At 34.5% G+C, this 17807-nt stretch carries 24 protein-coding genes; 18 read left to right on the top strand and 6 right to left on the bottom strand.

The window, feature by feature from the left end; all coding sequences use genetic code 11:
* Window positions 1-359 precede the first annotated feature (359 nt).
* The 6 genes from HUX74_RS16815 to HUX74_RS16790 all read right to left on the bottom strand — a co-directional run bounded on the left by HUX74_RS16815 (window position 360) and on the right by HUX74_RS16790 (window position 4491).
* Window positions 360-704 (bottom strand): hypothetical protein, encoded by a 345-nt coding sequence (locus tag HUX74_RS16815; RefSeq protein ID WP_174647063.1) that lies wholly within the window; start codon window positions 702-704, stop codon window positions 360-362.
* Window positions 705-707: 3 nt separating this feature from the next.
* Window positions 708-2492 carry a DEAD/DEAH box helicase family protein gene (locus HUX74_RS16810; protein ID WP_174647062.1) on the bottom strand — a complete coding sequence of 595 codons (1785 nt, stop codon included), beginning with the start codon at window positions 2490-2492 and terminating at the stop codon, window positions 708-710.
* Window positions 2493-2967: 475 nt separating this feature from the next.
* Window positions 2968-3459, bottom strand: coding sequence for a helix-turn-helix domain-containing protein (locus HUX74_RS16805; RefSeq protein ID WP_174647061.1), 492 nt, complete (start codon window positions 3457-3459; stop codon window positions 2968-2970).
* Complete coding sequence (locus HUX74_RS20835) at window positions 3449-3634, bottom strand: HNH endonuclease (protein WP_229108380.1); 186 nt, start codon at window positions 3632-3634, stop codon at window positions 3449-3451. The genes HUX74_RS16805 and HUX74_RS20835 overlap by 11 nt, the downstream gene beginning before the upstream one ends.
* 85 nt (window positions 3635-3719) lie before the next feature.
* Window positions 3720-4223 carry a hypothetical protein gene (locus HUX74_RS16795; protein ID WP_174647060.1) on the bottom strand — a complete coding sequence of 168 codons (504 nt, stop codon included), beginning with the start codon at window positions 4221-4223 and terminating at the stop codon, window positions 3720-3722.
* Complete coding sequence (locus HUX74_RS16790) at window positions 4207-4491, bottom strand: hypothetical protein (RefSeq protein ID WP_117573198.1); 285 nt, start codon at window positions 4489-4491, stop codon at window positions 4207-4209. Before HUX74_RS16790 ends, HUX74_RS16795 begins: the two co-directional genes overlap by 17 nt.
* A 154-nt stretch (window positions 4492-4645) precedes the next feature.
* Here HUX74_RS16790 and HUX74_RS16785 point away from each other — a divergent pair, with 154 nt between their 5' ends.
* The 18 genes from HUX74_RS16785 (at window position 4646) to HUX74_RS16700 (ending at window position 17807) form a co-directional block, all read left to right on the top strand.
* Window positions 4646-5023 (top strand): phage terminase small subunit P27 family, encoded by a 378-nt coding sequence (locus tag HUX74_RS16785; protein ID WP_117678201.1) that lies wholly within the window; start codon window positions 4646-4648, stop codon window positions 5021-5023.
* On the top strand, window positions 5023-5634 hold the full coding sequence (locus HUX74_RS16780) for a terminase large subunit domain-containing protein (protein ID WP_254592882.1): 612 nt from the start codon (window positions 5023-5025) through the stop codon (window positions 5632-5634). Before HUX74_RS16785 ends, HUX74_RS16780 begins: the two co-directional genes overlap by 1 nt.
* Window positions 5635-5835: 201 nt before the next feature.
* Window positions 5836-6411, top strand: a complete 576-nt coding sequence (locus HUX74_RS16775) for a GIY-YIG nuclease family protein (RefSeq protein WP_174647059.1) — start codon at window positions 5836-5838, stop codon at window positions 6409-6411.
* A 76-nt stretch (window positions 6412-6487) separates the two neighbouring features.
* Window positions 6488-7534 (top strand): terminase TerL endonuclease subunit, encoded by a 1047-nt coding sequence (locus tag HUX74_RS16770; protein WP_254592881.1) that lies wholly within the window; start codon window positions 6488-6490, stop codon window positions 7532-7534.
* Entirely contained in the window at window positions 7534-8766 is a 1233-nt protein-coding gene (locus HUX74_RS16765) for a phage portal protein (protein ID WP_174647058.1), read from the top strand. Before HUX74_RS16770 ends, HUX74_RS16765 begins: the two co-directional genes overlap by 1 nt.
* The gene (locus HUX74_RS16760) at window positions 8738-9079 is read left to right on the top strand and encodes a hypothetical protein (RefSeq protein ID WP_174647057.1); all 342 of its coding nucleotides are present in this window, start codon (window positions 8738-8740) and stop codon (window positions 9077-9079) included. Before HUX74_RS16765 ends, HUX74_RS16760 begins: the two co-directional genes overlap by 29 nt.
* Window positions 9079-9579 (top strand): hypothetical protein, encoded by a 501-nt coding sequence (locus HUX74_RS16755; RefSeq protein ID WP_174646761.1) that lies wholly within the window; start codon window positions 9079-9081, stop codon window positions 9577-9579. Before HUX74_RS16760 ends, HUX74_RS16755 begins: the two co-directional genes overlap by 1 nt.
* A 10-nt stretch (window positions 9580-9589) precedes the next feature.
* Window positions 9590-10138 carry an HK97 family phage prohead protease gene (locus tag HUX74_RS16750; RefSeq protein ID WP_117573185.1) on the top strand — a complete coding sequence of 183 codons (549 nt, stop codon included), beginning with the start codon at window positions 9590-9592 and terminating at the stop codon, window positions 10136-10138.
* Window positions 10138-11319 carry a phage major capsid protein gene (locus HUX74_RS16745; protein ID WP_174647056.1) on the top strand — a complete coding sequence of 394 codons (1182 nt, stop codon included), beginning with the start codon at window positions 10138-10140 and terminating at the stop codon, window positions 11317-11319. The genes HUX74_RS16750 and HUX74_RS16745 overlap by 1 nt, the downstream gene beginning before the upstream one ends.
* A gap of 28 nt (window positions 11320-11347) precedes the next feature.
* Window positions 11348-11650 carry a head-tail connector protein gene (locus HUX74_RS16740; RefSeq protein WP_117596101.1) on the top strand — a complete coding sequence of 101 codons (303 nt, stop codon included), beginning with the start codon at window positions 11348-11350 and terminating at the stop codon, window positions 11648-11650.
* On the top strand, window positions 11647-11964 hold the full coding sequence (locus HUX74_RS16735; protein ID WP_174647055.1) for a phage head closure protein: 318 nt from the start codon (window positions 11647-11649) through the stop codon (window positions 11962-11964). The genes HUX74_RS16740 and HUX74_RS16735 overlap by 4 nt, the downstream gene beginning before the upstream one ends.
* Complete coding sequence (locus tag HUX74_RS16730; RefSeq protein ID WP_174647054.1) at window positions 11957-12457, top strand: hypothetical protein; 501 nt, start codon at window positions 11957-11959, stop codon at window positions 12455-12457. The genes HUX74_RS16735 and HUX74_RS16730 overlap by 8 nt, the downstream gene beginning before the upstream one ends.
* Window positions 12454-12855 (top strand): DUF3168 domain-containing protein, encoded by a 402-nt coding sequence (locus HUX74_RS16725; RefSeq protein ID WP_174647053.1) that lies wholly within the window; start codon window positions 12454-12456, stop codon window positions 12853-12855. The genes HUX74_RS16730 and HUX74_RS16725 overlap by 4 nt, the downstream gene beginning before the upstream one ends.
* A complete protein-coding gene (locus HUX74_RS16720) occupies window positions 12836-13291 on the top strand; it encodes a phage tail tube protein (protein ID WP_117853079.1) in 456 nt (151 codons plus the stop codon). The genes HUX74_RS16725 and HUX74_RS16720 overlap by 20 nt, the downstream gene beginning before the upstream one ends.
* A 64-nt stretch (window positions 13292-13355) precedes the next feature.
* Window positions 13356-13649, top strand: coding sequence for a hypothetical protein (locus HUX74_RS16715; protein WP_174647052.1), 294 nt, complete (start codon window positions 13356-13358; stop codon window positions 13647-13649).
* Window positions 13650-13723: 74 nt separating this feature from the next.
* Window positions 13724-13957, top strand: coding sequence for a hypothetical protein (locus HUX74_RS16710; RefSeq protein WP_317190578.1), 234 nt, complete (start codon window positions 13724-13726; stop codon window positions 13955-13957).
* 2 nt (window positions 13958-13959) lie between these two features.
* Complete coding sequence (locus tag HUX74_RS16705) at window positions 13960-15738, top strand: hypothetical protein (protein WP_174647050.1); 1779 nt, start codon at window positions 13960-13962, stop codon at window positions 15736-15738.
* Window positions 15735-17807 carry a hypothetical protein gene (locus HUX74_RS16700; protein WP_174647049.1) on the top strand — a complete coding sequence of 691 codons (2073 nt, stop codon included), beginning with the start codon at window positions 15735-15737 and terminating at the stop codon, window positions 17805-17807. The genes HUX74_RS16705 and HUX74_RS16700 overlap by 4 nt, the downstream gene beginning before the upstream one ends.

Raw genomic sequence — 17807 nt, 5'->3', positions numbered from 1 at the left:
ACATTAGAACTGTTAAGAATGTTAGTAATACATAGGTTGTAAACATAGTATATATAGTTTAAGTAGTTAATAATCAAAGTAAAGTAAGGCTATCTTCACAGACTACCTTACTGAATGAATAACGAAGTTAGTTATAAAATAAATAATCTATGTGATAGGATAATCTTTGTATTAGAAGTATCTGTAGTATTATTACTTTGATTAGTAGTAAAATAGAACTAAATTACTCACTAATCAGAATGATAAAGTCATTCCCATTTAACTCTTTATCATATTGCAAATGTAATAATAATATTTTACATATCAAAGCTAAATTACAATAATTTTAATAATTCATCTAAACACTATCTTAGGTCTGATTATTGTAGTTGAGAATAAAGGTTTAGTAGTATATCTGTAAGGAAATCATTTTCTTCTACAGTTTTAAATCTTTTCCTGTCTTTAAGTTTAGTAGCATTATAATAAAGAGAGAAATTAGCTGTTAGTTCATTAGTGCCAGCTAGTAAACCTGCCATCATTATACATTTAGAACCTTTGTAAAACTTAATACAACCACCTTCTTTATAAAGTCGGATGATATATTTAATTCCTATGCTGTTTAAAATTTCCTTAGCTTTAATACCAGCTTCTACTGCATCTTTCTTTAGCTTTAATATTCTAGCTTCTTCTGATTCCTTTGTACTGGGTGTAAAGTCAATAACCATAGCTTACTTAATTTTAATGTACTGAATAATATAACCTCTTACCTGCTTACCATCTATTCTTTTCCTAGCTTCCTTAATCTTAGCATAATCTTCAAAGTCTTTAATGCTAGCTTTTCCTTTGATTCCTAGCGTGCCATAAATACTATTCAAGCAATCTTTAATATCAGCAGAAGGAATAAATTCACCGATTCTAAATGCAGGAATAGTAAGCAGTAACTTAGCTACCTTAGCATTATTATCCATCTTTTCAGAGATACTAATAAGAAGTCTTTGAATATGTGAAGTATGATATTTAAGTTCCCTAATCTGTTCCATACCTAGTAGTTCATAAGCATCTTTGATATAGCTATATTTCTTTTTTAATAAGGCTAATCTGTCACCATCTGTAAGACTGAATACCATACCTTCCTTTCTTTGCATTATAGAATCATATTCTTCTATAGCATCCTTAAAGGTAGTTCTGGCTGAATCATTCTTTAATAGCTTATCAGAAGTCTTATCTGTACTGCATCCTACAGCCATACCAGCCTTATTATATTCAGTGCTTAAATTAACTTGTAAACTGTATGTATGGTTAAGTACCTTGAAGTTATAAATATCCAGTTTCATCCTATTAGGGTCAAATACAAATTCACCAGTTTCTTCATCCTTCCAAATGTAATGATAGATACTTTCTTTAGTCCCTTCCTTAATTTCCTTATCATTATTAACCTTAGTAATATATGATTTGGCTTTCTGTTCTTCTTCCAGAACTACCTGCTTATATTCTTCATAAGTAAGGTCTGTATTGTATCTGGTAGCTTTATAAAGATGTGTAATAGTATCTGCATACTGGGTATTTCTAATTCTACCTGCTATCTGTCTTACCTGTGTACTAATATCCATTAAGGTTTGTGCCTTAGTGCTTTCAGAGATGATATAAATTTTACCTTCTGTATCAAATAAATCACAGCCTTCAAAGCAAGTGGAAGTATAAAAGTTTATCTTCTTTACAGGGTCAGTAGTTTCACCATTAGTAACACCTTGGCAAGTATGCTTATAACTTTCATTATTCTTACTAAAGATGATTCTGGTATTCTCATTAGTAAGGTTACAGTTCTTAATCATAGTAGCAATAAATTCCACCGAGTTTACAAAGAAGTGGGCATTACCGAATACTTTACCTTCTAAGAAGTCATTGATAACTTTCTTTACTGTAGCACCTACATACTTACATTGTACTGCATTTACCTTTACTTCGGTCTTATCTTCCCAGTCTATTTTAAAGGTCGGAATATCCTTTAGTTCTTCCAGCATTAAATCATATTCAATAGGGGTAGCTGTTAAGAATGACCATTCTTTGAATTTCTTATATTCGTCTAATACAGTCCTTACAGCCTTGTTTCTAAAGACATACTGGATAAATAACAGGTGTAGTTCATCTATTAGTAAGAAGTAGTTATAACCAGTAATACCAGCAACTTTAGCTAAACTATCATAAGTACACATAATCTTTTTAGCACCTTTCTTAGTATTCAAATACTCTCTAATTTCGTATGTGGTAACACCTTCATAAACACCTAGTACATTAACCTTACCATCTGTATTATATTTCTGCATCTTATTCTTAATTAGTGATACAAAGGGAACACATATAATAGTATCTTTACCATCTTCTAAAGCTATAGATGTTCCGCCACAGCCTACTTTACCTTTATCTATTAAATATCCTACTGGTAAACCATTCTCTTTGAATAATGGATATTCACCTAAATACTTGTACTCTTTAGTAATAATAATGTTTGTCATAATTGTAAATTGTTTGTTTAGTTAGTCGGTTTAAAATCTGGAGTTTAGAAGCATCTGGAGTTTGAATTAAGGGTGTGACATTTTTGGGTATTCTTTCTATAGAAGATTGAGGTTTCGCTACCAAAATTTGTCACACTTGAAATAAAATAATAAGCGTATCACTACGCTTACTATTCTACGCTTAACTAACCCAAACTCAAAAATTATGATGAATAATTAACATTCAGTACCTAAAATATGCTCAAAAGGTACTTATGGTAATAACTTTGTGATTCTTAGATGTGAATTAAGTGGAAGAACTGGCTAATCAGCTAGCCAGTCCACTTAGAAAATCGAATTAAAATCTATGTTTCAGTATGATAGTTTCCTTCATTTATTGTAATACAAAGATAGTGAAATATTTTGACATATCCAAATTTATTGTAATAAATTTTAAAATTTATATTGAGGATGTTATAACAGCTATATTCTTGTATTACAGTATGCAAAGTGATGGATGAATGAACTTAAAGTAAAGTTTCTTATCACTCCTTTCCACTAGACCAGCTTCTAAAGCTGAATATACTGTATTATGTTGTACCCCTATTTCGTGAACTATTCTATTCAGAGATAAATCTACTATATTGGATGCTATTCTAGACCAGCATTTGAATCGGATTAAGAAGCCGATTACTAATCTATCTACATCTGTATCTAACAGGCTGCTATCTATGGTTACAAAGAACTTGGTAGGTTCTGTATTGCTATACTTATTACTGCATCCAGTTCTATCTATTGTTAGGTTGGCTACTTCTTCAAACTTCTTTAGATGGTTAAAGATGGTAGTTTCACTAACACCTGTTATTCTTACTATATCTTTAATAGTACTATCTGGATTCTTACTAATGGCTACTAATGTGCAGAAGTAAGTAAATGCTTCATTATTGGTTAATGCCTGTAATACTGGTATGCTTAATTTAATGTTCATAGTGATGTTCTTTTGCGTGGCACTCTTTACAGATAGACATAAGGTTATTAAAGTCAAATGCTTTGGCTAGTCTTTTAGTGCCAGTATAATTCATAAAGGAATCTATGTGGTGAATATCTTCTGCTGGCTTAATAATGCCTTTGGCTAAACAGAGTTCACATAATGGCTGCTGCATTAGCTTAGCTAGTCTTAATTCCTTCCATTTGGTAGATTGGTATATCTTCTGTCTTTCTTCCCTGTTAAATGTTCTGGAAGGCTGCTTATTCGGTTTCTTTAGGTATGGCATATAGTTCTGATGGTATTATGTATTCACCTTCTTCATTCTGTACTTCCAATGGTGCTAATTTACTATTCATTGTATAGCTGGACTTCTTAGTATAGCATCTTATAGTATTGAATTGTACTCTTAGTAATGCTAATACAGATTCTTCTGTTACTTCTTCCAGTCCTACTTCCATACATCTTATTACTGCTTTCTGTAGGAAATCTTCTACAGTCTGGGACATATAGATATTGTCTTTATAGTATGTGGTGTATTGCTTTACTAATTCGGGATAATGTTTGGCTATTATATCAGCTATTTTAGAAGCATTTCTATGAAGTGGCTTATCTATTACTGTATTGTAGCTGTACTGGTCATATTGTGGCTTCCAGTTAATTATCTTATCTGCTGTTTCTATATCAATGTGAAATAATGCTGCTGCTTTGTCTAGTCCGTAATCATATACATACTGTAGAAGGACTGATTTAGGTGGTCTTATCATTCTTGAATTTAATGTACTGGTTAATGGTTTCCCTGTTATAATTGAAGAAGTCCTTTAGTATGGCTTCTATTAGTGGTGCTTTATCTGATTTGTGGTTAGTATGTTCATCTATAATATCAATATTTCTATTAAAGAAATCTGCTATTATCAATCTTAGTAGTTTAGACCTGTCTTTGCCTAGTAATTGCTGTAGTTCTGTTAGTAGCAGGTCGGTATTTAGGTCTATTTTAGCTTTAATTTCTATTGGGTAATTACTTCTTCTTTCCATAGTTTAGCCTTTAATTGTATTACAAATTTACTAATACCTTAACAGACTTCCAAATAAATAATTCACATTCTTTAATAATTGTATTGTAGTGATTATAAGTCAATTAGAGCCATTGCATAGCTTTATAAATTATAAAAATTAAAAAGACTATAATATGATAAATTACACTATTCCAAAGGACATTGAAAAGGATGCTAAGGTATATATGCAGAATGTACTGGAACAGCTGGATAGTACTGGTATGTTAGAGAATGTGGATAGTGCAGCTTTAACGATGCTGGCTAGAAACTACAGTATGTTCATTAAGGCATCCAAACAGTTAGAAGATGAAGGTTTGACTGTTACCAGTGATAGAGGTAACATAGCACCGCACCCAGCTATTAAGATTGCTAAAGATGCTCAAACGCAAGCTATGAAAGTTATGCTGGAGTTCGGACTAACAGCTAAGGCTAGAACTAAATTGCCTAAAGTAGAACAGGACGGATATAACCCATTTGAGCAGTTTATAAAGGAAGGAAAGGAAACTAGGTAATGAATACCAAACTTTACTATGAATATTGTAGTAGGGTTCTTAATGGTGAAATAATAGCTGGTGAAACTATTAAACTAGCTTGTAAGAGATTCCTGAATGACCTGCAAAGGGATGATTTGGAATTTAAAGAGGACAAGGTAGATAGAGCCATTCTGTTCATTAGCACATTGAAGCATTATACAGGTAGACATTCTGGTAAACCATTCACCTTAGAAGGATGGCAGCAGTTTATAATAGCTAATATAGTTGGATTCTACTGGAAGGGAACTACTACCAGAAGATATACTAGCAGCTATATAGAAGTAAGTAGGAAGCAGGGTAAGACAGCTTTGGCTGCTGCTTTATGCTTGTATTATTTAATAGCTGATGGTGAAGATGGTGCAGAAGTATTACTGGCTGCTAATAGTAAAGAGCAAGCTAAGATAGCCTTTGATATGTGTAGCAAGTTTAGTAAGGGATTGGATTCTAAAGGCAAGTATCTTACAGCCTATAGAGCTGATATTCTGTTTAACCTTACTAATTCCAAGTTGAAAGTATTGGCTGCTGATGATAGTAAACTGGATGGATTTAATGCCAGTTTTGGTTTATTGGATAAAGATTTGTTCAATTAAAACTCCTTTAACTTCTGGGAACTCCTTAATAAAGCGTGTAGTTAAGGACAATCAGAAACCAAGCATCTTAGAGATAAGATGAAGGCTCAACGACTATCGAAAACACATCTATTACAGATGGAAGTGAGTAGAGTACACCCAAGTGGGTGGAAATGGGGAGGACTTGACAAACTTTCATAGTTATAATTAAAATCTTAATATATGAAAGTTTACACCTTAACAGACCCTACAACCAATGAGGTTAGATATGTAGGGGTAACAATTCAGAGTTTAAATCAAAGATTATCACAACATATAAACGCTGCTAAGCATAATGAGTGCAGACACGTTTGTAAATGGATAAGAACTTTGATTCAAAAAGATTTAAAACCAATCATAGAACAAATAGATGAAGTATCAAACGGTGAATGGGAAGGTATGGAACAATACTATATAAAAGCCTATAAAAGTATTGGATGTAATCTTACTAATATTTCCAAAGGTGGTGCTGGTGTTATAACTGCTGATATGAGAAGTAAATCATCTATGGAAAGAAGTGCAGAAGGACACAAAAAGCCTGTTTATCAATTAGATACAAAACTGAACATTATTAAAGAATGGAAGTCTGCTAGTGATGCTGCAAAAGAATTAGGTTATAAACAATCTAACATTGGAAATGCAATGTGTTATAAAAGAGCAGCTTATGGATTCTTTTGGTGTAAGGTATGTGATTATGATGGTTTTAAGCCTAGTGTAAAATACACTAATGAAAAGGGAAAAGGTCAAGTTAAGATATAGTCTAAACTCTAAGGTAACTTAGAGCGGTCTTTGTGGGATAACTACCTACCAGACGGTACTTGCCTAACGAACAAGTATGAATATAATGGAATATCACGCTGCTAAGAATAGTAAAGTACGTGATGTTATTAAGTCCAGTATGGGGATGAGGATGAACCCGCATCTTTGTACTATTACTACTGCTGGCTTCGATAAGACTTTACCCTGTTACCAATTAAGAACCGTAGCTATAGAGGTGCTTAATGGCTTAAAGGTAGATGATGAAATGTTTATAGCTATCTATTCTTTAGATGCTGATGATGATTGGAGAGATGAAAAGAACTGGGTTAAATGTGCACCAAACTTGGATATTACAGTAACTTCCAAATACATTAGAGGACAGGTACAACAGGCAATAAATAACCCTGCTGATGAAGTCGGAGTTAAAACTAAGACTTTGAATTTATGGTGTGACAGTTCTAATGTGTGGCTACCAGAGGACTATATTATTAAGTGCAGTCAGGAAGTAAACCTTAATAAGTTTGCTGGTATGGATTGCTATGTAGGTGTGGATTTGGCTGCTACTTCGGATTTGACTGCTGTAGCCTACTTAGTAGTACTGGATGGTACTTACTACTTCAAAACACATTACTATCTTCCAGAATCGGCATTAAAGGATAAGGCAGATAAGGAACTTTACAAATACTGGAAGCAGCAGGGGTATCTTACTGTTACCAGTGGCAATGTTACCGATTATGACTATATAACTGCTGATATGCTTAGATATGCTGATGTAGTTAATATCCAGTCTGTAGGATATGACAAGTATAATGCTACACAATGGGCTATAGATTCTACAGAGCAGGGATTACCATTAGAAGAATATCCACAAACACTAGGTAACTTTAATATGCCTACTAGAGAACTGGAAAGGCTGATATTATCTGGTAAGGCAGTTATTGATAACAATGAAATAAATAGGTACTGCTTTAGAAATGTTACTTTGAAGTCTGATTATAATGGTAATGTTAAACCGAATAAGGCAGTAGATAAGAAGAAGATAGATGGAACTATAGCAATGATACAGGCTTTAGGTATGTATCTGAGAACACCACATTACACAAATGAAATACTGACTATTTAATGGGAATTTTTACTAATTGGTTTAAAAAGAAAGAACCAGAACAGGAAACCAGAGGGTTATTCTGTGATTCCTTAATGTATAATATGAATGGCGGTTATACCACTAATAAGGCTATGCTGTTATCTACAGTCTACAGATGTGTAGATGTTATTAGTGATGCAGTGGCACAGCTTCCATTAGAGCCATATTATATTACTGATTCTGGTTATAAAGAAAAGTTTATTAAGCATCCTACTTACTACTTACTGAACAAAGAGCCGAACAATAAGATGAGTAGGTTTACTTTTATAAAGACTTTGATAGTAAGTACACTACTTAAAGGTAATGGATATGCTTACATAGAAAGAGATGCTAAAGGAGATGCAGTGGCACTTCATTATTTACAGCCAGATTATGTTACTATTACTGAACAGAAGGACGGAATTAAATATAGTGTTGTAGGCATTAAAGGACTGGTAGAGCCTTGCAATATGATTCATATACTGAACTTTAGTTATGATGGTATTACTGGAATCAGTACTTTACAACACGCCAGACAGACTTTAGGACTGGCTACAGATTCTGAATCACACGCACAAGGATTCTTTAAAGGTGGTGCTAATCTGGCTGGTATTCTTAAAGTACAATCTACTTTAACTGGTAAGCAGAAGGTAGATTTAAAAACTAGCTGGCAGACTGCTTTTAGTCCTACTACTGGTACACCTAATGGAGTGGCTGTATTAGAAGGTAATATGGACTTTCAACCTATTACAGTGAATCCTGCTGATGCACAACTATTAGAAACCAGACAGTTTAATGTAATTGATATTTGTAGGTTCTTCGGAGTATCACCAGTTAAAGCATTTGACTTATCCAAGAGCAGTTATAGTACTGTTGAGGCTACCCAGCTAGCTTTTCTTACTGATACATTATCACCATTACTAGAGAAGATAGAATTAGAGTTTGAAAGGAAGCTGTATAAGCCTTCTGAAAGGAGTAGAATAGATGTAAGATTTGATACTTCTGTATTACTAAGAGCAGACAAACAATCTTTAGCAAACTACTACAATACACTATTTAATATCGGTGTGGTTAGTGCTAATGAGATTAGAAAGCAGTTGGATTTACCTGCTATAGATGGTGGGGATTCTCACTTTATACAGGTTAATCTAATGGAGATTAAAAATGCTGCTAATAACATTCCATCTAATAACAATATAATCAATGATACAGACAATTTACAAGGGAACTGACTTAGTATTCAATATTAAGTTGGAAGATAAGGACGGTATTCCATTTAGGGTAAGAAACACTTCTGAATTTATACTTAGGCTTTACACCACAAACCCAGCAGAGTTTATAGAATGTAATTTTAAAGGTGGTGATTTGACTGGTATAGTAGAAGAAGATAGAATAGATAAGGCGGTTATTAATTCATCTGACCTAGATAAGCTACAATCTGGACTAATCTATTACAGCTACAGCTTTAAAAGTCCTAATGCTATGTTTAATGATGCTTATTATGATGAGGTAGTTAAAGGGCAGACTAATTATTATTTGAAGTAATGGAACTACAGAGAGCAACTAAAGAAGGAGTATTAGAACTGGATAGAATCAGTGCCAAGATTGGTAGTACAGTTAATGCTGTATGGGGTACTATAGAAGGTGATATTACTAAGCAAACCGATTTACAGGATGAACTAAAGAAGGTAAAGGATAGTATTCCTACTAAAGTTCCTGCTGATGGTGGTAATGCTGATACTGTAAACGGACATACAGTAGAATGTGATGTACCTGCTAATGCTAAGTTTACTGATACTGTTTATGATGATTCTATTATTAAGGCTGGCATAGCTAATAAGGTGGACAAGGTATCTGGCAAAGGTTTATCTACTAATGACTACACAACACCAGAGAAACAGAAACTGGCTGGACTTAGTAACTATGATGATTCTGCATTAAGAAAGTATGTTGAATCCTTAGAGGAACAGAACAAGCTATTAAAGGAACAGGTAGCAGCATTACAGACTAAGATAGATAATACTGGTTGGATTCTATTGGAATAATAACAATACTATGAGAGAACTAAGAAACTGTAATGAAATTGTAAAGATGGATTCTAGGACTGTAGAAGGGTATGCTTTAGTATTCGGTAAGCAGTCTAGGGATTTAGGTGGCTTTACTGAAGTAATAGAACCTACAGCCTTAGAAGGTATTTTAGAAAAGTCTGATATACTATGCTTACTGAATCACAATGAGGATAGAGGTATATTAGCCAGGTCTAAATATGGTACTGGAAGCCTAGAATTAACTATAGATGATACTGGACTTAAATACAGGTTTGAAGCACCTAACACTGCTTTAGGTGATGAACTGTTAGAAGGTCTTAGAAGGGGTGATATTAGTACTTCTTCATTTGCCTTTACTATCGGTAAAGATACTTGGACTAAGAAGGAAGATGGTAGTTATTTAAGAACTATCAATAGCTTCAAAGAATTATTCGATGTATCACCAGTATATAAAGAAGCATATCCAGATACATCTGTAGCATTAAGAAAGATGCAGGATTTAGAGAGCGAGGATTTAAAAGATTACTTCGCTGGACTTAGGAGTAAGTTAAACTAATGAACACCTTAGAACTACTGGACAAAAAGGAACTGCTTCAAAAGAGAGCAGAGGAAATTATATCTGGTGCTGAGAAGGAAGTAAGAAAGCTAAATGCTGGCGAGCAGGTAGAATTTGATGCACTTACTAAAGAAGTGGCAGATATAGATATTCAGATTAGGAAGATTGAAGAAGATAACCTTAAACAAACAACACATACAACTAATACTATGAAAGAAAAGTTTTCACTTTTAAAGGCTATCAATGATGTAGCCAATAACAGACAATTAGACGAGAGAGCACAGGAAGTAGTAACTGCTGGTATCGCAGAAATGCGCAAGGCTGGTCAGTCTTATAGCGGACAGATTGTACTTCCTATCGAGGAAAGAGGTGATATTAAAGCTACTGTAGCTACAGCAGGACAGGAGAATGTAGCAGAAGATAAGTTAGGTATTCTAGAACCATTGAGAGCAAATTTAGTATTGGCACAAGCAGGTGCTTCTTATATGACTGGACTTGTAGGTAATGTTTCTATTCCTGTTTATTCTGGTTCAAATGTAGGCTGGGCTGGTGAAGTTGATGCTGCTTCTAATGGCGGTGGTACATTCTCAGAAGTAAACCTAGAGCCTAAAAGACTTACTGCATATATCGACGTATCTAAGCAATTCTTAATTCAAGACTCTAATTCTGCTGAGGAAATGCTAAAGAGAGATATTGTTTCAGCTATTGCCAACAAACTTGAAGCTACTATTTTGGGTAGTGAAGCTGGTGATGCAAAGAAACCTGCTGGTATGCTTAATGCTGTAGTAGCAGATAGCAATGCTATCACTTACAAGGATATTGTTAAGATGGAAGCTGATTTGGAAGCTAAGAATGTGAGAGGTGATATTAAGTTTATTGTTTCACCTTCTGCTAAGGCTGATTTAAAGACTACTGACAAGGGTACTGATACTGGTAAGTATCTGATGGAAGGTAATGAGGTAAACGGTTATCCAGTTCTTTCTACTTCTGCTGTAGCTGGTAAGGGCGTAATCTTCGGTAATTTTGCTGATTTGGTTATCGGTCAATGGGGTGGAATTGATTTAACAGTAGACCCATATACACAAGCTGCTAACGGTAAAGTAAGACTTGTTATCAATGCTTACTTTGATGCCAAGCCTAGAAGAGCAGAAGCATTTGTTAAGAAGGTTCTTAAAGCCTAATTATAGTCTATTTAATAAGTAGTAAGCTATGTATATAACTTTAGAACAAGCAAAGAAACACCTGCTAGTAGATGAGGATTTTAGGGCAGATGATATGTACATTCTGGACTTAATAGCTGTAGCAGAGGATTCAGTATCTAAACATTTAGACATAGCTTTAGATGAATTAGAAGTAGGTGGTACTTTACCACCTGCTATAATTCACGCTATGTTACTAATGATAGGTAACTTATATGCTAATAGAGAGCCTGTAGCATTTGGTACGGTAGTTAAACTGCCTTATAGTTATGAATATCTTATAGGACTTTATAAACACTATGAAATAAAATGAGGGCAGGACTATTAAATTATCCAATTACCATACAAGAACCTATAACACTAAAAGATGTATATGGGGCTAATGGTATAGACTGGAAGGATGCTATAAGTACCAGAGCGCAGGTTACTTATAATTCTGGAAACAGACAGAACCAGAATAATGAAATAATCCACTGCTATACAGTTACCTTTACTATAAGGCTATATCACAAAGTTAATGAGCAAATGCGAATTATTTGGAATGGCAATAAGTACAGGATTCTTAGTATTAACCGAGAATTATATAAGCAATCAATAACCATAGTAACTGAATTGATAAATGAATAATATAGAAGTAGATGCCAGACAGATTACTTCTATGTTTGCAGATTTGACAAGCAGACAGCAAAGGCAGGTCTATAGAAGTGCTTTAAGAAAGGGTGCTGGTATCTTAGTCGGTGAAACTAAAAGGCAGCTAAGGCAGACTTTAGGCAGGGCAGCTTCCAGTAGAAACTGGTGGAATGGTAAGACCTTAATAAGTGGAATCAAAGCTAATGCTGATAGAAACGGAGAAGAAGCTAAAGTACATATTATGGGTGACTTTAGATTGAAGTTCTTTGAACTGGGCACTAGAGTTAGAAGAACCACTGGTAGTAATACTGCATCTGTTAGGGGAAGGAATCCCATTAGAAGGCAGAGAGTATCAGCCAATAGAGGTAGTATTAATGCAGCACATTTCTTTAGAACAGCTAAAGCCAATAAGGAAAGGGAAATCTTTGATAATATGGATAACCTTATAAGCCAGTCAATTCAGAGAATAGCTAATAGGAACAGACGATGAGTTTACAAGTAGGTAAAGCTATCTATAATATTCTTAGTAATGATGCAAAGGTTATAGATAGTGTAGGACATAAAATTTACCCTTTAATAGCTGATACAGGTACTACATTTCCATTCATTGTTTATAGAAGAACAAGTATAGAACCATCTGATAGTAAGGATAGATTTATATATAGTGAAGATACTTATGTGGAAGTGGTTATAGCTTCTGATAAGTACAATGAATCTATAGAAATTGCTGACTTGGTTAAAAATGCCTTACAAGGTAAGAGGGGTAACTATTCTGGTATTAACATACACGATATTAGAATGACAAATGCAGATGAGGATTATATAGAAGATACATTCATTCAGAACCTTACATTCAACATAAAGACAAATGGCAGGACAAGTAATTAACGGTGGTGACTTAATGCTATTTATTGACGATAAGTCTATAGCATTTGCCACTAGCCACAAACTAAGTATAAATGTAGAAACAGTAGAAACCACTTCTAAGGATAGCGGTGGTAAATGGGTAGCTAAGGCTGCTAGAAAGATTAGCTGGAACTGTAGTACCGAGAACCTTTATTCTAATGATGGTGAAGGTATGACTTTTGACCAGTTATTCGATAAGCTGACAGCCAGAACACCTATTAAGGCTGTATTCTGTTTAGAGAAAGACTACGCAACAAAGAAAGATGAAGTTCCTTCTGGTGGATGGTTGCCAGCCACTACTGGAACATATTCGGGTAATGTTATTATTACAGCACTTGAAGCTAATGCACCTAATGGAGATAATGCAACATTTACAGCTTCATTTGAAGGTGTTGGAGCACTTACAAAGACAGCATAATTATAAGCCTTTATATCTCTAGGTTATGGAGGTGTAAAGGCTTTATTATTTAATACTTATTGATATGACTATTAAAGGACAAGACTACAAATTGAAATATACTCTTAGAGCCTTATTTATCTATGAACAGATTACAGGTAAGGCATTTGAGTTAAAGACTATCACAGATGAATATCTATTCTTCTACTGTGTCTTAATGGCTAATAATCCAGACAGTTCACTAACCTTTGAAGAACTGATAGAAGCCATAGATGAAGATATGGGTATTATGGTAGAGTTCCAGAACTTTTTAAAGAAGGAACTGGAGAAGCAGCAGCTATTCATTACTAATAATGCGGATGCTAAAAAAAAGTCCTAACCACTAAGGAGATATATTCAGCCTTAGTAATAGAAGGTGGACTAGACCCAGAATATGTACTAGATAAGATGCAGATGTATGAGTTAGAACCATTGATTAGCAATCTACATAGGAAGGACAGAAATAGCTGGGAACAGGCTAGAATGGTAGCTTATGTAATTGCACAATGTAACAGCACTAAGAAGTTAAAGCCTACTGATATAATGCAGTTTACTTGGGATAGTGATACTACAGGAGAAACATCTATTAGTAATGAAGATATAAAGAGATTGAAAGAGAAAGCTAAACAATATACAACACATAATTAAATATGGCTGATTTAGTAACCAGACTATTATTAAATAGTAGTCAATTTGATAACAACATAAGACAGTCCACACAACAAGTACAGCAGTTTCAGCAGGTAGGAAGGAATATCACAGCCACTATAGGAAGATTTGCTGGTGTGCTAGGTGTAGCTATGACAGCAGGAGAAGCATTTAATGCTGCTGTTAATAGTTCCAGAGAAGCACAACAGGACTGGAATACTGTAGTAGGTACTGCTAAGACTACTGTAGATAACTTCTTTTCATCTTTATATAGTGGTGATTGGACTGTATTTGAGAATGGGATATTAAATGCTATCGGACTAGCTAAGAGATATACAGAAGCCTTATCTAATGCTAAGATGGCTATGGCTATCGGTGAATCTAAAGCAGATAGATTAGAAGCAGAAAGAAATAACTATGAATACCTTATTACTAAGAAGGGTATTAGTAATGAAGAAAGAACAGCAGCCTATAACACTTACATAGAATTATCTAAGAAGGAAATCTTAGAGAGGGAAAGTAAAAGTAAGTACTTCTGGGAACAGATTCAAGAAGTAATGAAGGCTAAAGGCGTTACTGGTATTAATGATGCTAAGGAAGCACAGAAACTATATGAGAGTTTATTAGACCCATCTACTAAGGAATATGCAGATTTAGAGAAGTACAAGCAAAGGAAGTCAGATGCTAAAGGTACTAGGAATCTAGGTTACTTAATGATGATTAGCGGTGCTGGTATAGGTAGTGAAGGTTTAGATACTTATACTAAAGGTGTTAAGGAACTGGAAGAAGCTACAGATGAGAGCCTAGAGAATATGATTAGATTCCAGAATATCTTTACTTCGGAAGTCGGTGAAGAAGTAAAGGATATGCTAGATAAGGCTATAACCTTTACTGATAAGGCTGGTACTATTAAGAAAGATATGTCTGATGCAGGACAGGATTTAAAGGATAATCTTAATAATGGAGAGGTTAAATTAAAACCTGTTATTCCTACTGGTTCATTAGCAGAACTGGATGCACAGATAGCATCTTTAAGAAAGGAATTAAGCCTAGCTATTAGTAATGAAGATAGGATAAGAATCAATGCTGAACTAAATGCACTTACTGAACAGAAGAGGGTAATAGAGTTCCAGTACAAATATCCTAATGCACCTATTGGAAAGTTAGATGGCAAACCTGCTGGTTTGGCTGGTATGGTGAAGCCAGAAATACCTACTTCACTTCCTAAGTTTAGTAACCCTATTACTAATAAGAATATCAAACTGAATAATGAGTACGCACAAAGTTTAGGTGCTATAGCTTCTATTATGGGTTCTGTAACCAATATGACCAATGAAGGTGCGGCAGCTTGGTTAAGTTGGGGTGCTAATTTGATTAGTGCTGTAGCAGCAGCTATCCCACAAATTGTAGCATTAACTACAGCTAAGAAAGGTGAAGCTATTGCCAGTGGTGTAGCCAGTGCAGCCCAAACACCGTTTGTAGGATGGTTGTTAGCAGGTGCAGCAGCGGCGGCTGTAGTAGCAGCTTTGGCTAGTATTCCTTCTTTTAGTACTGGTGGTATATTTGCTGGTAATAGTACTATAGGAGATATGAACTTAGCTAGGGTAAATGCTGGTGAAATGATTCTTAATAACAGACAGCAAAGGAATCTGTTTAACCTGCTTAATGGTAATGGGGTTATAGGTTCTGCTGGCGGTGGTCAGGTAGAATTTAAGATTAAAGGCAAGGAACTTGTAGGAGTTCTAGCCAATTACAATAACAAAACAGCTAAAGTAAGATGAAATACACAGCACAATTCTATGATATAAATGAGAAGCTATACACATTGGAAATAGGTTCTGGAGAAGTGCAGAACATTACTTTATCTGCTACACCATTCATAACCGAGTTAGAAACTTCTGATTCACATTTATATAAGCCTTGCAAGTATAGTAGTGCTACTATAGGAATGATTACAGACGATTATAAGTTTGATTTGTATAGTAGTACAGCACAACAGAATAAGGTAGTTCTTAGTAATGCTGATGGTATTGTATGGGTTGGGTATGTTACACCCAATCTATACAGCCAAGGCTATGAGAATGAATTAGAAGAAATAGAGGTAGAAGCCATAGATGCACTTAGTACATTACAGTATTATAAGTACACCATTATAGGCAGTAAGAAAGATATAGTTTCATTTACCCAGATTATAAACCATCTGCTTAGTAAATGTAATGCTTATAGTTCCTTCTATATTTCGGATAATACACAATTAAATGCTACATCTGACTTTTGTTTACCTAGTAAGATGTATATCAGTGAACAGAACTTCTTTGATGAAGATGATGAACCTATGACTATGCAGGAAGTTCTGGAAGAAGTTTGCAAGTACCTTAATGTAACTGCTGTAGCTGATGGGGATAAGGTTTACTTCTTGGATTATGATGCTGTTAAGAAGGGAATCAATACCTACTATAAGTTTACCATTGGTAGTACAGCATCCACTAAGGTTACATTACAGCAGTCTAAGGAGATAGAAGCCAGTGATTATGTTGAAAATGGTGGTCAGCTATCCTTAGATAATGTATATAATAAGGTTACTGTTAAAGACAGTCTATACAGCTTTGACAGCATTATACCTAGTATCTGGGATGAGAACTATTTAACCAACTATGGTGGTAGCTGGTCTTATGTGCAGGAAGTAAATGAAGATGGTAAAGGTGGTATGCACAAATGTTTCTTTAAGTATCTAAAGAACAGCAACTATAAATGCTACTATTACAATAAGGCTACATTAGCACAAGTATCAGCACCTTCTACTATTAACTATGCTACTACACAGAACTATGTAGGTGCTACTATCTGTAAAGCCTTCTTTGATAAGGTTACTGATTTTAATAAGAAGTACAATAATATTAATTTTACAGACTATGTACTGTTACACGTTCATAATACTTATGATGGTAAACTAAGACCATTGTTTGAACTGGAAGTAAATGATAATAATGTTAGCTTCATTGGTGGTTCTACCTATCTGATTATTAAGGGTAACTTCCTATTTATGGATAGGGAATCTGAAATGTATATAATGCAGGGGTATAGTAACAAGAAAGATGACTTCAACCCAGATAATCTTTACATAGACTGTAAGTTAAAGTATGGTAGTATGTACTGGAATGGTTCTAGGTGGACTACTACAGATAGTACATTCAAATTATACTTTGATAATCAAGGACAGTCAGACCATTGTATTAACAGGATATTCCCAGTTAAAAATAACATTACTTGGAATATGGGGATAGATGGTGAAGGTTATGCTATTCCGATGCCTAATACTAATGAAGTAATTACTGGTAAACCTACATTTACTTTATACCATCCACACAAAGTAGATAATAGCTATAGATGTGATGCTGTTTGGTTATCTGACTTCGATATACAGGCTAAAGTTCAGAACTTCCAGAAGGAAGAAGAAAAGGATTCTGATACTGAATACAGCAACATTATAAACGAGGACTTTGTAAATGAGATGGATTCAGAAGAATTTGCTATATGTACTTGGGATAATAAGGAATGTAACTATAGTGCAGTTTGCTATAGTGCTAATGGTACTAGCTTTACTTATCTGGATAACGTATATAATAAGGCTACTAAGCAGATGTATAGACTGGAAGAGCATCTTATATATAGGTTAGTAACACAATATAGTACACCTTCTGCTATTCTGAATCTGAACCTACAGAACAAGTTTAAAGTATATGCTACTATGACTGATAACCATCTTCCAAATAAAACCTTTATAGTGGATAGCATTACTACAGATTATAGATTATGTAAGCAGGAAATACGGTTAATAGAGAAGAAGTAA

This window comes from Bacteroides sp. Marseille-P8574, assembly GCF_902825465.1.
GTDB classification, from domain to species: Bacteria; Bacteroidota; Bacteroidia; order Bacteroidales; family Bacteroidaceae; genus Bacteroides; species Bacteroides uniformis.
This window is presented reverse-complemented; position numbering and strand designations above follow the sequence as displayed.

Excerpts from the sequence above, each read along its gene's own strand:
- HUX74_RS16815 (WP_174647063.1), bottom strand. The coding sequence starts at position 704 with ATGGTTATTGACTTTACACCCAGTACAAAGGAATCAGAAGAAGCTAGA.
- HUX74_RS16810 (WP_174647062.1), bottom strand. The coding sequence starts at position 2,492 with ATGACAAACATTATTATTACTAAAGAGTACAAGTATTTAGGTGAATAT.
- HUX74_RS16805 (WP_174647061.1), bottom strand. The coding sequence starts at position 3,459 with ATGAACATTAAATTAAGCATACCAGTATTACAGGCATTAACCAATAAT.
- HUX74_RS20835 (WP_229108380.1), bottom strand. The coding sequence starts at position 3,634 with ATGCAGCAGCCATTATGTGAACTCTGTTTAGCCAAAGGCATTATTAAG.
- HUX74_RS16795 (WP_174647060.1), bottom strand. The coding sequence starts at position 4,223 with ATGATAAGACCACCTAAATCAGTCCTTCTACAGTATGTATATGATTAC.
- HUX74_RS16790 (WP_117573198.1), bottom strand. The coding sequence starts at position 4,491 with ATGGAAAGAAGAAGTAATTACCCAATAGAAATTAAAGCTAAAATAGAC.
- HUX74_RS16785 (WP_117678201.1), top strand. The coding sequence starts at position 4,646 with ATGATAAATTACACTATTCCAAAGGACATTGAAAAGGATGCTAAGGTA.
- HUX74_RS16780 (WP_254592882.1), top strand. The coding sequence starts at position 5,023 with ATGAATACCAAACTTTACTATGAATATTGTAGTAGGGTTCTTAATGGT.
- HUX74_RS16775 (WP_174647059.1), top strand. The coding sequence starts at position 5,836 with ATGAAAGTTTACACCTTAACAGACCCTACAACCAATGAGGTTAGATAT.
- HUX74_RS16770 (WP_254592881.1), top strand. The coding sequence starts at position 6,488 with ATGAATATAATGGAATATCACGCTGCTAAGAATAGTAAAGTACGTGAT.
- HUX74_RS16765 (WP_174647058.1), top strand. The coding sequence starts at position 7,534 with ATGGGAATTTTTACTAATTGGTTTAAAAAGAAAGAACCAGAACAGGAA.
- HUX74_RS16760 (WP_174647057.1), top strand. The coding sequence starts at position 8,738 with ATGATACAGACAATTTACAAGGGAACTGACTTAGTATTCAATATTAAG.
- HUX74_RS16755 (WP_174646761.1), top strand. The coding sequence starts at position 9,079 with ATGGAACTACAGAGAGCAACTAAAGAAGGAGTATTAGAACTGGATAGA.
- HUX74_RS16750 (WP_117573185.1), top strand. The coding sequence starts at position 9,590 with ATGAGAGAACTAAGAAACTGTAATGAAATTGTAAAGATGGATTCTAGG.
- HUX74_RS16745 (WP_174647056.1), top strand. The coding sequence starts at position 10,138 with ATGAACACCTTAGAACTACTGGACAAAAAGGAACTGCTTCAAAAGAGA.
- HUX74_RS16740 (WP_117596101.1), top strand. The coding sequence starts at position 11,348 with ATGTATATAACTTTAGAACAAGCAAAGAAACACCTGCTAGTAGATGAG.
- HUX74_RS16735 (WP_174647055.1), top strand. The coding sequence starts at position 11,647 with ATGAGGGCAGGACTATTAAATTATCCAATTACCATACAAGAACCTATA.
- HUX74_RS16730 (WP_174647054.1), top strand. The coding sequence starts at position 11,957 with ATGAATAATATAGAAGTAGATGCCAGACAGATTACTTCTATGTTTGCA.
- HUX74_RS16725 (WP_174647053.1), top strand. The coding sequence starts at position 12,454 with ATGAGTTTACAAGTAGGTAAAGCTATCTATAATATTCTTAGTAATGAT.
- HUX74_RS16720 (WP_117853079.1), top strand. The coding sequence starts at position 12,836 with ATGGCAGGACAAGTAATTAACGGTGGTGACTTAATGCTATTTATTGAC.
- HUX74_RS16715 (WP_174647052.1), top strand. The coding sequence starts at position 13,356 with ATGACTATTAAAGGACAAGACTACAAATTGAAATATACTCTTAGAGCC.
- HUX74_RS16710 (WP_317190578.1), top strand. The coding sequence starts at position 13,724 with ATGTATGAGTTAGAACCATTGATTAGCAATCTACATAGGAAGGACAGA.
- HUX74_RS16705 (WP_174647050.1), top strand. The coding sequence starts at position 13,960 with ATGGCTGATTTAGTAACCAGACTATTATTAAATAGTAGTCAATTTGAT.
- HUX74_RS16700 (WP_174647049.1), top strand. The coding sequence starts at position 15,735 with ATGAAATACACAGCACAATTCTATGATATAAATGAGAAGCTATACACA.